The following is a 14,642-nucleotide window of genomic DNA, read 5'->3' as shown; positions in this document are numbered from 1 at the left end:
CGAGATGCCCCAGCTGGGCTTCGGTGTCTGGCAGGTGCCGGACGACGAGGCGGAGCGAGCCGTCGCCACCGCGCTGGAGGCCGGGTACCGCAGCATCGACACCGCGGCGATCTACGGCAACGAAGTGGGCACCGGCAAGGGCCTCGCCTCCTCCGGCATCGCCCGCGAGGACCTCTTCGTCACCACCAAGCTCTGGAACGCGGAGCAGGGATACGACTCCACGCTGCGCGCCTTCGACGAGTCCCTGGACAAGCTCGGCCTCGACTACGTCGACCTGTACCTCATCCACTGGCCGATGCCGGACAGGGGCAGGTACATCGACACGTACAAGGCGTTCGAGAAGATCCACGCGGACGGCCGCGCCAAGTCCATCGGTGTCTCCAACTTCCACCCGGAGTACCTGGACAAGCTGATCGACGCGACCTCCGTCGTGCCGGCCGTCAACCAGATCGAGCTGCACCCGCACCTGCAGCAGGCCGCGGTCCGCGAGTACCACGCGGCACGGGGTATCGCCACCGAGGCGTGGTCCCCGCTCGGCCAGGGCAAGGGCCTCCTGGAGGTCCCGGCGATCGTGGCCGTCGCCCGCAAGCACGACCGCACGCCCGCCCAGGTCGTCCTGCGCTGGCACCTCCAGCTGGGCAACGTGGTGATCCCCAAGTCCGTGACCCCGTCCCGGATCAAGGAGAACATCGACGTCTTCGGCTTCACGCTCGACGACGAGGACATCGCCGCGATCAGCGCGCTGAACGAGGACCGCCGCCTGGGCTCCGACCCGGCAACGGTGAACGACTGACGCACCCCACGGCCGACGCCGGACGGCCCACGGCAGACCGAAGCCGCCTCCCGATCCGATCGGGGGGCGGTTTTGTATGTTTTTCCCGTTTTTACTGTTTTTCCTGATCATGCCGATATGAGGGCATATACGGGATTTCGTTGGGCAGCCATCCCGCAGCAACCCACCGAAAGGGGCCCTCCATGCGCGTTCGGAACCTCACCCTCGCCGCGGCCTGCGGCGCCGCCCTGCTCGCCGCCGCGGCACTCCCCGCGGACGCCGAGTCCGTGCGGATCGTGCGGGCGCGGGACAGCGCGGTCACCGCCGCCGCCCTGCTGGCGAAGGTGGCGTCCTGCCCGCAGGTGTCGCACGGCCTGTACCGGACCGACGCGGGGCGGGCGGCCGAGATTCCCGTGTGCGCCGGGAAGGGCGCGGTCTTCTGGAAGGCCGACATGGACATCGACTGCGACGGCCAGGTCACCCCACGGTGCAACAAGCGCACCGATCCGTGGTTCCAGGACCGGACCGCCTTCCAGCAGTCCGACGGCAGACCGCTGAACTCGGAGACGCTGCCCCACGTCGTGGTGCCCTCGCCCAGCTCCCTCTGGAACTACGCGGACGCGGGCGTCGAGGGCGGCAGCGTGGCCGCGGTGATCCACGGGGACAGGGTCCAGTACGCGGTCGTCGGGGACACCGGCCCCGCGGACCTCATCGGCGAGGCGTCGTACGCCACCGCCCGAGCCCTCGGCATCGACCCCGACCCGGCGACCGGCGGGACCGGCTCGGGGGTGACGTACATCGTCTTCACCCCCTCCCGGGTCACGCCGATCGAGAGCCGGGACGCGGCGGTGTCCCTCGGTGAGGAGCTGGCGAGGCGGTTCGTCGGAGAGGACTGACCGGGCGGACGCCGGTCAGACCGGCTGCCCGATCGGCCGTACGACCACGGTGTTGACGTCGACACCGCTCGGCTGCCGGACGGCCCAGACCACCGACTCCGCGAGCTGGTCCGGAGTGAGCAGATGGCCGGGCGGCAGGCTCCCGTAGCCGTCCCAGAACGGGGTCTCCACCCGGCCGGGCGAGATCAGCGTCACTCCCACGCCGTACTCGGTGACCTGCCTGCGGGTGTTCTCGGCGAGCCCGGTCACGGCCCACTTCGTCGCCCCGTAGATGTTGCCGGGACCGTGGACGTGCCCGGCCACGCTGCCGATCAGCACGATCCGCCCCCGTGTCTCCTTCAGCCGGTCGATGGACGCCCGGATCAGCAGGGCGGGCCCGAGCACATTGGTCAGCACCATGTCCCGCCAGCCGGCCGGGTCACCCTCCGCGACGGTGTCGTGGGTGGCGTAGCCGGCGTTGGCGACGACGGTGTCGAGCCGCCCGAACGTCCGCACCGTGGCCTCGACGGCGGCGCGGACCTGGTCGTGGTCGGCCGCGTCACCGGGGAAGGTCAGCAGGCCCTCGGGCTTGCCCAGGCGCTCCGCGAACCCGCGCAGCCTCTCCTCCCCGCGGCCGGTCACGGTGACCCGGTGTCCGGCGTCGAGCAGCTGCCGGGCCACCGCCGCCCCGATACCGCTCCCGCCGCCGGTGATGAGCGCAACCGGTGAGTCAGTCATGTGTTCCCCCAAGCCGAGCCGTGTGCGACGAAGTGCCCGGAGTTCATCACTTCGAGCACACTCGATGTCAACACCCGCTCGGCGGGAGGCCGTTACGGCTTCACGCCGACGTACACCGTGAGTGCCGCGAGCACGAACACGTCCGGACGGTGGAACACGCTCGCCTTGTCGTCCGGGTCGAGGAGCCGGTCGAGGGTGGCCAGGTCATCGGCGTCGAGCCCTTCCGCGAGTCCGTCCCGGCGGTGCCGCAGGGAGGTCGCGACGAAGGCCCGGGCATCGTCGGACACCGGGGCGGGCAGGTCCAGCAGGAACGTACGGGTCCCGGTGTGGCGCAGCCCGACCGCGGTCAGCAGGGTGGGCCAGTCCTCGACCTCCTCGACGACGGCGCCGGGCAGTTCGGCCCGCATCCGCGCGAACCACTCCTCCTGGACCGCGTCCAGCCGTGCCGCCAGACCCGGGCGGCCGATGCCGAAGTCCCGCGGGAGGTGGCGCGGGGGCAGGCCGCCTTCCATCAGGGCGAGGGTGCCACCCGGTGCGAGCCGGTCGGCGAAGCCGGCGAGGGCGCCGCGCTGGTCGCCGACGTGGTGCAGGGACCGGCTCGCCCACAGCAGATCGGCCGGGTACTCCAGGTCGCCGAGCCCGTCACCCAGCTCGGCCTCCAGCGTGCTGAAGCGGTCGGCGATCCCGCGGCGGGCCGCGCGGGTGCGGGCCGCCTCCAGGAGGGGCGCGGAGCCGTCCACGGCGACGACCCTGGCCTCGGGGAACGTGTCGGCGAGCAGACAGGAGATGACGCCGGGCCCGCTGCCCGCGTCCACGATCAGTTCCGGGTCGGGCCGCAGCTCCTTCAGCCAGCCGGCGGCCTCGGTGTAGAGCGGGGTGAACAGCTCGGCCTCCTGCTCCAGCATCGGAAGCATCTCGGCGAAGTCGATATGGGTGTGGCCGTGACCGTGATGGTCGTGGCCGCTCTTCTGGTCGTGTCCCATGGCGGCGAGCCTCTCGTTCGGAGTCCCCCCACCCTGCAACGCCCCTCCCCGAAACAGCCACTCACCTTGCGGAAACGGCAACAGTTCCCCGCGCCCCCCACCCGGGGGCGCGGGGAACTGCGCACCCTCAGGGGCGCGGGGAACTGCGCGATCTTTCAGGGGCGCGGGGAACTGCGCGGCCGGCCACACTCAGCCGGCACCCGAACCCCACTCCGAGTGACCCCGCACAGAGCGGAGGTCACAGTGCCGGATACGCGTTCTTCATGAGCTCCTGGAACTGCGCGGAGAACCAGTGCCCGGACAGCGGCGAGTTCGGCAGCGCGCCCGACATGTTGTTGTTGTTCCGCGGGTTACCGGTGTACGTCGGGTCGCACATCCGGTCGAAGCCCTTGCCCTCGTCGTTGGGAATGGCCGTGCTGGACCCGTCCGACTCACCCGGCGGCTTCATCCACACGTAGGCGTCGATACCGGTCGCCGGCGCCGCCTGCGGCCGCTCACCGAGACCCGCGCCCGACTGGTTGCACCAGTTGCCGAGGTGGATGCGCCGGTCGATACGGCCTCCGTCGACGTACGTGTCCACGGTGGTCGTCGCTCCCGGGCCGGTGGGCCGTGCCGTACCGCCCCAGCCGTTGCGGGAGGTGTCGATCAGCATGCCGAGGCCCGAGTCGAAGCCGATCGAGACCAGATGGTTGCGCATGGCCTGCGCGTAGGACTGCTCGTCCACGTACCGGTTCCAGTCGATCCACTTCGAGGTGCGGACGGAGGCCCCGTTCACCGTGTCGTTGACGGTGAAGTAGTTCTCCTTCGTGGCGCTGTAGTTGGCGGTGTTCACGATGAATCCGTGCACGTCCGCGAGGGTCGCGCCCTCGGCGCTCGCGGCCTCCTTGAAGAGCGCGGCGGAGGGTCCGAAGTTGTCGTCCCAGCCGAGCCAGCCGTGGTGTCCGGCGTCCACGTAGTTGTAGACGTTCGGCGCGTCGCCCAGCTTGTTCAAGGCGTAGCCGACGCCCTTGATGTAGTTGCCGTTCGCCTTCATCGTGTCGCAGTTGGGGGTGGCGGTGGGGCGGGGCGTCACGTTGGTGACGAGGTTCGGCAGCGAGTCGATCTCGACGGTGGTGACGATGCGCAGACCCGCGTACTTGGTGTCCTTGAGGATCGCCGCGATCGGGTCGATGTACTGCGTCTTGTACTTGTCGATCTCCGTCGCCCCGAGCTCGCCGTTGGACGCCAGGGCGGAGCAGTCACGGCCGGGCAGGTTGTAGATGACCAGCTGGACGACCAGTTCGTCCGAGCCCTTCTGCGCGAGCGCCGCGTCCAGGTGGGCGCGCAGCCCCATCCCGCCGTTCACGCCGTTGATCGCGGCGGTCCGGTCGAGCCACACGCCGGTCGGCTGGTTGGCGATGCGGCTGCCGCCGGGTTCGGCGGCGGCCTTGGCCCGCCACTCCGGGTTCACGTACACCTTGGCGCCGGCGTACGGGTTGTCCACCCTGCTGCCCGTGCCCGGGTCCGGCGGGTCGGTGGGGCCGGAGCCCCCGTCGTCGACGTTGCAGGCCACTCCGTCGAGGGTGAAGGCCGTGGGCAGCGCGTTGGTGCCGCTGTAGGTGCCGTTGAAGCCGAAGCTGATCGAACTCCCGGTCCCCAAGGTGCCGTTGTAGTTCTCGTTGGCGGCGGTCACCGCGTTGCCGCTCTGGCTGAGCTTCGCGTTCCAGCCGCTGGTGACCTTCTGGTTGCCGGCGTAGGACCACTTCACGGCCCAGCTCGACCTGGCCGCGCTGTTGTTGGTGAGCGTCACCGAGGTGGTGAAGCCGGTGTCCCACTGGTTCTGCACCTTGTACTCGACGGTGCAGGGGACGGCGGCCGCGCCGACGTCCGAGGGTATCGCCGCGACGGCGGCGCCCGCGGTGCCGGCGACCAGCGCCAGCGCCGCGAGAAGTGCAGTTCTGGTACGGCTCATGTGCACGATGTCCTATCCGTCGAGGGCGCGCGGAGCTCACGCGTCCCGATGCCGAACGACGTGATGGTGCCGTCGTGAGGGGAGCTCAGGGCCGTTCCCAAGGTGCGGTCCCGGGTTTCCGGGTCCGGCCCCGGCAGGGGGGGTGCGCACGTCGAAGCACGTCGTGACGCGGCCGACGAAGGAGTGCGGCGGCGCCGTGCGTCGAAAAGAACTGAACGCGGGGGGTGTCGCATGAGCGGACTCCTTGCAGTTCGGTCGCGCCGTGACGGACGCGTCGACTGTTGGAACCGCTCCCACTGGTGCGGACGAAGGTAGCGCCAAGTGTTGGGGAACAACAGAGGGGGTGCACTCTTGATCTATCGAATCATTTCGACTCTTCAAGCACCTTGACCCCTTGCATCCCCCTCTCCAGTATGGGAGCGCTCCCACTGGTTCAAGGCTTGTTGCTCCTCCCCCCGTCTCCGAGCCGCAAGGAGAGGAACCAGAACATGGCACCCAGACACACTCGCCGCGCGCGGCGGATGTGGACCGCCGTGGTGGCGGCCCTCACCCTTCCGTTGACCATGCTGGCGACCGGTACCACTCCCGCGCAGGCGGCGGCCGTCGCGTGCAGCGTCGACTACAGGACGAACGACTGGGGCTCCGGCTTCACCGCCGAACTCACCCTCACCAACCGCGGCACGGAAGCGATCAGCGGCTGGACCCTGACCTACGACCACACGGGCAACCAGCAGCTCAGCAGCGGCTGGAGCGGCACCTGGTCGCAGTCGGGAAAGACGGTCACCGCGAGGAACGCGTCCTGGAACGGGACGATCGCGGCCGGCGCCGCTGTGACGACCGGCGCCCAGTTCACGTACAGCGGCACCAACGCCGCACCCACGTCCTTCGCGATCAACGGCACGGCCTGCACCGGCGCCCACCAGCCGCCGATCACCGTGCTGACCAGCCCCGCGGCGGGCGCCGTCTACTCGCAGGGCGCCGCGGTCCCGCTCGCCGCGACCGCCGCGGCCGCGGACGGCGCGACGATCAGCAAGGTCGAGTTCTACGACGACACGACCCTGCTCGGCACCGACACCAGCGCGCCCTACTCGCTTTCGGCTTCTGGCTTGACCGTGGGCAGTCATTCGCTGCTCGCGAAGGCGTACGACAGCCTGGGCGCGTCCGCCGAGTCGACACCGGTCGGCATCACGGTCGCCTCGGGCCCCGCCGTGGTGGTCTCGCCGACCCAACTGGGCGTCCAGCAGAGCAGAACCGGCACGTACGACGTGAAGCTCTCGACCCAGCCGTCGGCGAACGTGACCGTGGCGACCGCCCGCGCCAGCGGCAACACGGGTCTGTCGGTCACCGGCGGGGCCTCGCTCACCTTCACCCCGTCGAACTGGAACACGGCGCAGAAGGTGACGATCACGGCCGATGCCACGGGCACGGGTTCGGCCGTCTTCGAGTCGACGGCCACCGGACACGCCAAGGCGGCGGTCACCGTCACGCAGCTCGCCGCGTCCAAGGAGTACGACGCCCGCTTCCTGGAGCTCTACGGGAAGATCACCAACCCGGCGAACGGCTACTTCTCGCCGGAGGGCATCCCGTACCACTCGGTGGAGACACTGATCGTCGAGGCGCCCGACCACGGGCACGAGACGACCTCCGAGGCGTACAGCTACCTGCTGTGGCTGCAGGCCATGTACGGCAAGGTGACGGGTGACTGGTCGCGGTTCAACGGCGCCTGGGAGATCATGGAGAAGTTCATGATCCCGACGCACGCCGACCAGCCGACCAACTCGTTCTACAACGCCTCCAAGCCGGCGACCTACGCGCCCGAGCTGGACACCCCGAACGAGTACCCGGCGCAGCTCGACGCGGGTGTCTCCGTCGGTGCCGACCCGATCGCCGCCGAGCTGAAGAGCGCGTACGGCACGGACGACATCTACGGCATGCACTGGCTGCAGGACGTGGACAACGTCTACGGGTACGGGAACTCGCCGGGCAAGTGCGAGGCGGGTCCCTCGGACACCGGACCGTCCTACATCAACACCTTCCAGCGCGGTGCGCAGGAGTCGGTCTTCGAGACCGTGCCACAGCCGACCTGCGACGCCTTCAAGTACGGCGGCAGGAACGGCTACCTGGACCTGTTCACCAAGGACGCGTCCTACGCCAGGCAGTGGAAGTTCACCAACGCCCCGGACGCCGACGCGCGGGCCGTGCAGGCCGCGTACTGGGCGGACATCTGGGCCGAGGAGCAGGGCAAGGGCTCCGAGGTGTCGGCGACCCTCGGCAAGGCGGCGAAGATGGGCGACTATCTCCGCTACTCGATGTACGACAAGTACTTCAAGAAGATCGGCAACTGCGTGGGGCCGACGGCCTGCCCGGCGGCCACCGGCAAGGACGCCTCGCACTACCTGCTGAACTGGTACTACGCGTGGGGCGGCGCGACCGACACCTCCGCGGGCTGGGCCTGGCGCATCGGTTCCAGCCACACGCACGGCGGCTACCAGAACCCCCTGGCCGCCTACGCGCTCAGCTCGTACGCCGATCTGAAGCCGAAGTCGGCGACGGGGCAGGCGGACTGGGCCAAGTCCCTCGACCGGCAGCTGGAGTTCTACCGCTGGCTGCAGTCGAGTGAGGGAGCCATCGCGGGCGGGGCCACCAACAGCTGGCAGGGCCGCTACGCGACACCGCCTTCCGGGACGCCGACCTTCTACGGCATGTTCTACGACGAGAAGCCCGTCTACCACGACCCGCCGTCCAACCAGTGGTTCGGCTTCCAGGCGTGGTCGATGGAGCGGGTCGCCGAGTACTACCAGCAGACGGGTGACGCGGACGCCAAGGTCGTCCTCGACAAGTGGGTGGACTGGGCACTGGCCAACACGACGGTCAACCCGGACGGTTCCTTCCGCATCCCGAACACGCTCCGCTGGTCGGGCAAACCGGACACCTGGAACGCGTCGAGTCCCGGCGCCAACACCGGACTGCACGTCACCGTGGCCGACTACACGAACGACGTCGGAGTGGCGGCCGCGTACGCCAAGACCCTGACGTACTACGCCGACCGGTCCGGCGACACCGAGGCGCGCACGACGGCGAAGGCGCTGCTGGACGGCATGTGGGAGAACAACCAGGACGCGCTGGGCATCGCCGTCCCGGAGACCCGCGCCGACTACAACCGGTTCGACGACCCCGTGTACATCCCGAGCGGGTGGACCGGCACGATGCCGAACGGCGACCCGATCAACTCGTCGTCGACCTTCGACTCGATCCGGTCGTTCTACGAGGACGATCCCGCCTGGTCGAAGATCGAGGCGTATCTGGCGGGCGGGGCCGCGCCCACGTTCACGTACCACCGGTTCTGGGCCCAGGCGGACATCGCCCTCGCCATGGGCTCGTACGCGGAGCTCCTCGAATAGCCCCGCGGGGCGCTCCGCGCGGTGCTCCGTGAGGAGGCCGGTGCGGAGGCTGCGGGCCTGATGTGGCTGGTCGCGCAGTTCCCCGCGCCCCTGGAGGGCGCGGGGCGCCCAGAGCTTCGCGTACAGCGGGCCGGACGGTCCCCGACCGCACCGGGGACCGTCCGGCCCACCCGCCTTCCGCTTCTCCGTCCCCCCACGCAAGGAGAGGGTCACCGTGCGAAGAACCCCCGTCCTGACCGCCGTGCTCGCGCTCGCGGCCGGGCTGCTGGCCGGCACGCCGCCCGCACTGGCCGCGCAGGTGGCCGCGAAGGCCGCCCCGGCGGTGTCCGTCGCCGCCGACACGTACACCTGGAAGAACGCCCGTATCGACGGCGGCGGCTTCGTGCCCGGCATCGTCTTCAACCGGACCGAGAAGAACCTCGCGTACGCCCGGACCGACATCGGCGGCGCCTACCGCTGGCAGGAGGCGTCGAAGAGCTGGACCCCGCTGCTCGACTCGGTGGGCTGGGACAGGTGGGGGCACACCGGCGTGGTGAGCCTCGCCTCCGACTCCAAGGCGCCGAGCAAGGTGTACGCCGCCGTCGGCACGTACACGAACAGCTGGGACCCGGGCAACGGGGCCGTGCTCAGGTCCGCCGACCGGGGCGCGACCTGGCAGAAGGCCGACCTGCCGTTCAAGCTGGGCGGCAACATGCCGGGGCGCGGCATGGGCGAGCGGCTCGCGGTGGACCCGCACCGCAACAGCGTGCTGTACCTGGGCGCGCCCAGCGGCAAGGGGCTGTGGCGGTCCACCGACTCGGGGGCCTCCTGGTCGCAGGTGACGAGCTTCCCGAACGCCGGGAACTACGTGCAGGATCCGAGCGACACGAGTGGGTACGCCTCCGACAACCAGGGCATCGCCTGGGTCACCTTCGACGAGTCGACGGCCACGGGCACGGACGCCACCCGGACCATCTACGTCGGGGTCGCCGACAAGGACAACGCGGTCTACCGCTCCACCGACGCGGGCGCGACCTGGTCGCGGCTCGCCGGACAGCCGACCGGGTATCTGGCCCACAAGGGTGTCCTGGACGCGCAGAACGGCTATCTCTACCTCGCGTACAGCGACACGGGCGGCCCGTACGACGGCGGGAAGGGCCGGCTGTGGCGGTACGCGACGGCGACCGGCGCCTGGACGGACATCAGCCCGGTCGCGGAGGCCGACACCTACTTCGGGTTCAGCGGGCTGACGGTCGACCGGCAGAAGCCGGGCACCGTGATGGCGACCGCGTACAGCTCCTGGTGGCCGGACACGCAGATCTTCCGTTCCACGGACAGCGGCGGCACCTGGACGAAGGCGTGGGACTACACGTCGTACCCGACCCGCTCGAACCGCTACACCATGGACGTGTCGTCCTCGCCCTGGCTGACCTGGAGCGCGAATCCGTCGCCGCCCGAGCAGACGCCCAAACTGGGGTGGATGACCGAGGCCCTGGAGATCGACCCGTTCAACTCCTCCCGGATGATGTACGGGACGGGCGCGACGATCTACGGCACCGAGAACCTGGGGCAGTGGGACAGCGGGGGTCGGTTCACCATCAAGCCGATGGTGCAGGGCCTTGAGGAGACGGCGGTCCTCGACCTGGCCGCTCCCCCGTCCGGTGGCGCCCAGCTCCTCAGCGGTCTCGGTGACATCGGCGGTTTCCGGCACACGGACCTCACGAAGGTCCCCCCGATGATGTTCACCTCGCCGAACTTCACCAGCACGACGAGCCTCGACTTCGCGGAGTCGAACCCGGGCATCGTGGTACGGGCCGGCAACCTCGACTCGGGTCCGCACGTGGCGTTCTCGACGGACAACGGCGCCAACTGGTTCGCGGGTACCGACCCTTCGGGCGTGAGCGGCGGCGGCACCGTCGCCTCGGCGTCCGACGGCAGCCGGTTCGTGTGGAGTCCGGACGGCGCGGGCGTGCACCACACGACCGGGTTCGGCACGTCGTGGTCGGCGTCGAACGGTATCCCGGCCGGTGCGGTCGTGGAGTCGGACCGCGTCGACCCGAAGACGTTCTACGGCTTCAAGTCGGGCAGGTTCTACGTCAGTTCGGACGGCGGCGCGACCTTCACCGCCTCGTCCGCGACCGGACTGCCGAGCGGCGACAGCGTACGGTTCAAGGCGCTGCCCGGCACGAAGGGCGACGTCTGGCTGGCGGGCGGGGCGAGCGACGGCGCGTACGGGCTGTGGCACTCCACGGACTCCGGCGCGACCTTCACCAAGCTGTCCGGCGTCGAGCAGGCCGACACGATCGGTTTCGGCAAGGCGGCGGCCGGCGCGGCGTACCAGACGCTCTACACGAGCGCGAAGATCGGCGGCGTACGCGGCATCTTCCGCTCCACGGACAAGGGCGCGACCTGGACCCGCATCAACGACGACGCCCACCAGTGGGGCTGGACGGGTGCGGCCATCACCGGCGACCCGCGCGTCTACGGGCGCGTGTACGTGTCGACGAACGGCCGCGGCGTCATCTACGGCGACTCGTCCGGCACGGGCGGCGGGGACGGCGGCGGTACGGATCCGACGCCGACCGGTGCCTGCGCGGTCACCTACCAGGTGACGAACCAGTGGTCGGGCGGTTTCCAGGCGGACGTCCGGCTCGCCAACACCGGCACGGCGCCCTGGACCGGCTGGTCACTGGGCTGGTCCTTCGGCGACGGTCAGAAGGTCGCCCAGGCGTGGAACGCCGAGCAGACGCAGTCCGGAACGGCGGTCACGACGAAGAACGTGAGCTGGAACGCGAACGTGGCCGCCGGTTCGTCCGTGACCTTCGGCTTCACCGGCAGTTGGTCGGGCACGAACAGCAGACCGACGGCGTTCGAGCTCGGTGAGCAGTCCTGCTCGGTGACCTGACCCCCGGGCCGGACGAACGGGAGGGCGCGGGCCACAGTGGCCCGCGCCCTCCTTGTGCGCCCGTTCTCCTGCGGTGTCCTAGGGCGTGTAGACGGTCGGCCGTGGGGCCGTCGCCATGCCGTCGCCGATGTGGAAACCGGGGTGCGGGGGCTGGTTGTAGGCGGTGTTCTGCCAGGCGATGCCCGTGCGGTACATCGTGTCGTGGAGCAGGGTCGTGATCCTGGTCGTCGTCTCGGCCGGGGTCGAGTAGACGCGCAGCGCCCTGTTGTCGGTGGTCGCCCAGACCACCTCCTCCCGCCAGTCGCCGAAGAGGTCGCCCGAGAGTGCCGGAGTCGCCTTGGTGCCGTTGTTGGAGTGGACCGAGGCGCCCGTCAGCAGGCGGGTGTCGGCGGACGTGCCGTACTTGTCGATGTGCGTGCCGTCGAGGAGTTCGCGGGTGGTGTCGCCGTCCCACCAGGACAGGAAGTTGGCGGAGGACGGCTCGCGTCCCTTGGCGGCGCCCGCCTCGTCACGGATGGAGGTGTCGGAGGACGACCAGACCTCCGCGCCGTCGTTGCCCGCGTGGATGTCCCCGGCCACTCCCCTGCCGTTGTCGCAGCAGGCCGCGAGCTTCCAGCGGACCGCTCCGTTCGCGGGGTTCAGGTACACCTCGGCGGGCTGGGACGTGGATTCGGAGACCTTGAAGTACTCCAGGCCCGGGGTTCCCGGATCGAGGTCGCCCAGGTGCTGGGCGTCGCCGTGCCCGGTCCGCGCGGTCCACAGGCCGTTGCCGTTGTCGTCGACGGCCATCGAGCCGTAGACGATCTCGTCCCTGCCGTCGTTGTCGACGTCCCCGACCGACAGGCTGTGCGAGCCCTGCCCGTCGAAGCCCCTGCCGGTGTTGGTCGACGCGCTGGTGTCGAAGGTCCAGCGCCGGGTGAACGCCCCGTTCCGCCAGTCCCAGGCCGCGATCACCGAGCGCGTGTAGTAGCCGCGCGCCATGATCAGGGAGGGCCGGGCCCCGTCCAGATAGGCGGTACCGGCCAGGAAGCGGTCCACACGGTTGCCGTACGAGTCGCCCCACGACGAGACCGTGCCGCGCGCCGGGACGTAGTCCACGGTCCCCATCGCCCTGCCCGTCCGGCCGTTGAACATGGTCAGGTACTCGGGTCCGGTCAGGACGTAGCCACTGGAGTTGCGGTGGTCCGCGGAGGAGCTGCCGATGACCGTGCCCGTCCCGTCGACCGTGGCGTCCGCGGTCTTCGCGGCCACCTCGGCCTTGCCGTCGCCGTCGTAGTCGTACACCTGGAACTGCGTGTAGTGGGCGCCCGAGCGGATGTTGCGCCCGAGGTCGACGCGCCACAGCCGGGTGCCGTCGAGCTTGATCCCGTCGAGGACCGTGTTGCCGGTGTAGCCGGACTGGGAGTTGTCCTTGGCGTTGGTGGGCTGCCACTTCAGGACGAAGTCGAGCGCGCCGTCACCGTCCAGGTCACCGACCGAGGCGTCGTTCGCCTCGTAGGTGTACGCGACTCCGTCCGGGGTCGTGCCGCCGGCCGGCGGGGTGATGGGGACGTCCTTGTAGCCGGTGCGGAACTGGATCGCGTTGACCGAGTCGCTCTGCTCGACGCCGCCCACGACCGCGCGGACCGTGTAGTCGGCCTGGGCGGGCGCGCCGGCGTGGAAGTAGTTCGTCGAGCCGGTGACCGGGGTCGGGTTGACCTTCGTACCCGCCCGGTAGACGTTGAACGACACGCCGTCCGGGTCGGTGCCGAGCCAGCGCCAGCCGACCAGGTTGCCCGCGTCGGTGTGGACGCTGACGACGCCCCGGTCGAGCTTCTCGGCCTGGCGGGCGGTCGCGGCCCGCGCCGGTGGCGCGGTGAGCGTGGTGAGTCCGGCGGCGGCGAGGGTGCCGGCCAGCACGGTGGAGAGGAGGAGACGGGTCCTGCTGCGTCTGCGCTGCGGGTGCTGCACGGTGGGGTACCTCCCTGGGAGGGGCAGACGGGTTCTGCCACCCCAGTCGCCACTGCGGGCACCCGGGTTGCCGCACCTCGGCAAGCGCTCTCTACGTTCCGTACCTGCGGGCCAGTGTGGCGACCGTGTCCGCCATCCGTGCGCGCAGTTCGGCCGGTTCCAGCACCTCGATGCCCGTGCCCAGGCGCAGGAACTCGGCGTGCGCGTGCTCGACGGACTCGATGGGCACCGAGGCCCGCGTCCAGCCCGCGGCGTCCGTCACGCCGCCGGCGCGCACCGCGTCACCCGCGGGGCCGGACAGGCGGACGCCCGGGGCGAGCCGGACCACCGCCTCGGCCCGGCGCAGGCGGTCGTGGAAGTCCCGCTGGTACCCGGCCCAGTACGCGCCGAGGTCGAAGTCCTCCGGCCGTACGAACTCCTCGTCGGCCGCGGTCAGTTCCAGGATCTGGTCGACCCGGAACGTCCGCGGGCCCGGGCCCGCCACCACGTACCAGCGGCCGGCCTTCAGGACCAGCCCGTACGGTTCGAGGCGGCGCCGTACATCGGTCGGCTCGCGCCAGCGGCGGTACAGGACGTGCAGGACCCTGCCGTTCCAGACGGCGTCGGCGACGGCCGGCAGGTACGGGGCGGCCCCGTCGCCGGCGTCCGCGTACCAGCCGGGCGCGTCCAGGTGGAAGCGGCCGCTGATGCGGTCGGCGTGCCGGCGCAGCTCCCGCGGCAGGGCGGCGCGCACCTTGAGCTGGGCGGTGGCCAGCAGGGGCCCGAGTCCCAGTTCGGCGGCGGGACCCGGCACACCGGCCAGGAACAGGGCCTCGGCCTCGCCCGCGGTGAGGCCGGTCAGGCGGGTGCGGTAGCCGTCGAGGAGCCGGTATCCGCCGGCGTGCCCCGCGTCCCCGTACAACGGGATGCCCGCGGCGCTCAGCGCCTCGACGTCCCGGTAGACCGTACGCACCGAGACCTCCAGCTCCGCCGCGAGATCGGCCGCGGTCATCCGCCCCCGGGTCTGGAGCAGCAGCAGGATCGAGACGAGCCGGGCCGACTTCATCCCCTCAGAATGCCAGTCTTCACCGGGCTCCACTGACAGAGGA

The 14,642-nt window shown here is 70.5% G+C and carries 9 protein-coding genes; 4 read left to right on the top strand and 5 right to left on the bottom strand.

The features are described 5' to 3' along the window. Positions 1-4: 4 nt before the first annotated feature. The gene (locus tag ACFYXC_RS06075; RefSeq protein WP_388917418.1) at positions 5-793 is read left to right on the top strand and encodes an aldo/keto reductase; all 789 of its coding nucleotides are present in this window, start codon (positions 5-7) and stop codon (positions 791-793) included. A gap of 182 nt (positions 794-975) precedes the next feature. Next, positions 976-1,668 carry a glycoside hydrolase family 75 protein gene (locus ACFYXC_RS06070; protein WP_389547489.1) on the top strand — a complete coding sequence of 231 codons (693 nt, stop codon included), beginning with the start codon at positions 976-978 and terminating at the stop codon, positions 1,666-1,668. Between the two features lie 15 nt (positions 1,669-1,683). On the opposite strand, the gene ACFYXC_RS06065 is transcribed toward ACFYXC_RS06070, so the two are convergent. From ACFYXC_RS06065 to ACFYXC_RS06055, 3 genes are all read right to left on the bottom strand, one after another. Then, complete coding sequence (locus ACFYXC_RS06065; protein ID WP_388917014.1) at positions 1,684-2,385, bottom strand: SDR family oxidoreductase; 702 nt, start codon at positions 2,383-2,385, stop codon at positions 1,684-1,686. A gap of 92 nt (positions 2,386-2,477) precedes the next feature. Beyond that, positions 2,478-3,368, bottom strand: a complete 891-nt coding sequence (locus ACFYXC_RS06060) for a class I SAM-dependent methyltransferase (protein WP_389547486.1) — start codon at positions 3,366-3,368, stop codon at positions 2,478-2,480. 238 nt (positions 3,369-3,606) lie between these two features. Next, positions 3,607-5,319, bottom strand: a complete 1,713-nt coding sequence (locus ACFYXC_RS06055) for a glycoside hydrolase family 6 protein (RefSeq protein WP_388917020.1) — start codon at positions 5,317-5,319, stop codon at positions 3,607-3,609. A 488-nt stretch (positions 5,320-5,807) separates the two neighbouring features. On the opposite strand from ACFYXC_RS06055, the gene ACFYXC_RS06050 reads away from it, so the two are divergent. Both ACFYXC_RS06050 and ACFYXC_RS06045 read left to right on the top strand, forming a co-directional pair. After that, positions 5,808-8,720: a glycoside hydrolase family 48 protein gene (locus ACFYXC_RS06050; RefSeq protein ID WP_389547482.1), complete on the top strand. Its 2,913-nt coding sequence runs from the start codon at positions 5,808-5,810 to the stop codon at positions 8,718-8,720. Positions 8,721-8,934: 214 nt separating this feature from the next. Then, positions 8,935-11,604: a cellulose binding domain-containing protein gene (locus tag ACFYXC_RS06045; protein WP_389547479.1), complete on the top strand. Its 2,670-nt coding sequence runs from the start codon at positions 8,935-8,937 to the stop codon at positions 11,602-11,604. Positions 11,605-11,682: 78 nt separating this feature from the next. Here the strand turns inward: ACFYXC_RS06045 and ACFYXC_RS06040 are convergent, their stop codons facing one another. Further along, positions 11,683-13,554, bottom strand: coding sequence for a rhamnogalacturonan lyase (locus tag ACFYXC_RS06040; RefSeq protein ID WP_388917030.1), 1,872 nt, complete (start codon positions 13,552-13,554; stop codon positions 11,683-11,685). Between the two features lie 91 nt (positions 13,555-13,645). Further along, entirely contained in the window at positions 13,646-14,599 is a 954-nt protein-coding gene (locus ACFYXC_RS06035; RefSeq protein WP_388917033.1) for a helix-turn-helix transcriptional regulator, read from the bottom strand. Between the last annotated feature and the right edge of the window lie 43 nt (positions 14,600-14,642).

The organism is Streptomyces sp. NPDC002701 (genome assembly GCF_042889045.1).
Classification (GTDB): domain Bacteria; phylum Actinomycetota; class Actinomycetes; order Streptomycetales; family Streptomycetaceae; genus Streptomyces.
Note: the sequence above shows the minus strand (reverse complement) of the source record. Positions and strands in the feature narration are given on the sequence as shown.

Excerpts from the sequence above, each read along its gene's own strand:
- ACFYXC_RS06035 (WP_388917033.1), bottom strand. The coding sequence starts at position 14,599 with ATGAAGTCGGCCCGGCTCGTCTCGATCCTGCTGCTGCTCCAGACCCGG.
- ACFYXC_RS06070 (WP_389547489.1), top strand. The coding sequence starts at position 976 with ATGCGCGTTCGGAACCTCACCCTCGCCGCGGCCTGCGGCGCCGCCCTG.
- ACFYXC_RS06055 (WP_388917020.1), bottom strand. The coding sequence starts at position 5,319 with ATGAGCCGTACCAGAACTGCACTTCTCGCGGCGCTGGCGCTGGTCGCC.
- ACFYXC_RS06050 (WP_389547482.1), top strand. The coding sequence starts at position 5,808 with ATGGCACCCAGACACACTCGCCGCGCGCGGCGGATGTGGACCGCCGTG.
- ACFYXC_RS06075 (WP_388917418.1), top strand. The coding sequence starts at position 5 with ATGCCCCAGCTGGGCTTCGGTGTCTGGCAGGTGCCGGACGACGAGGCG.
- ACFYXC_RS06060 (WP_389547486.1), bottom strand. The coding sequence starts at position 3,368 with ATGGGACACGACCAGAAGAGCGGCCACGACCATCACGGTCACGGCCAC.
- ACFYXC_RS06065 (WP_388917014.1), bottom strand. The coding sequence starts at position 2,385 with ATGACTGACTCACCGGTTGCGCTCATCACCGGCGGCGGGAGCGGTATC.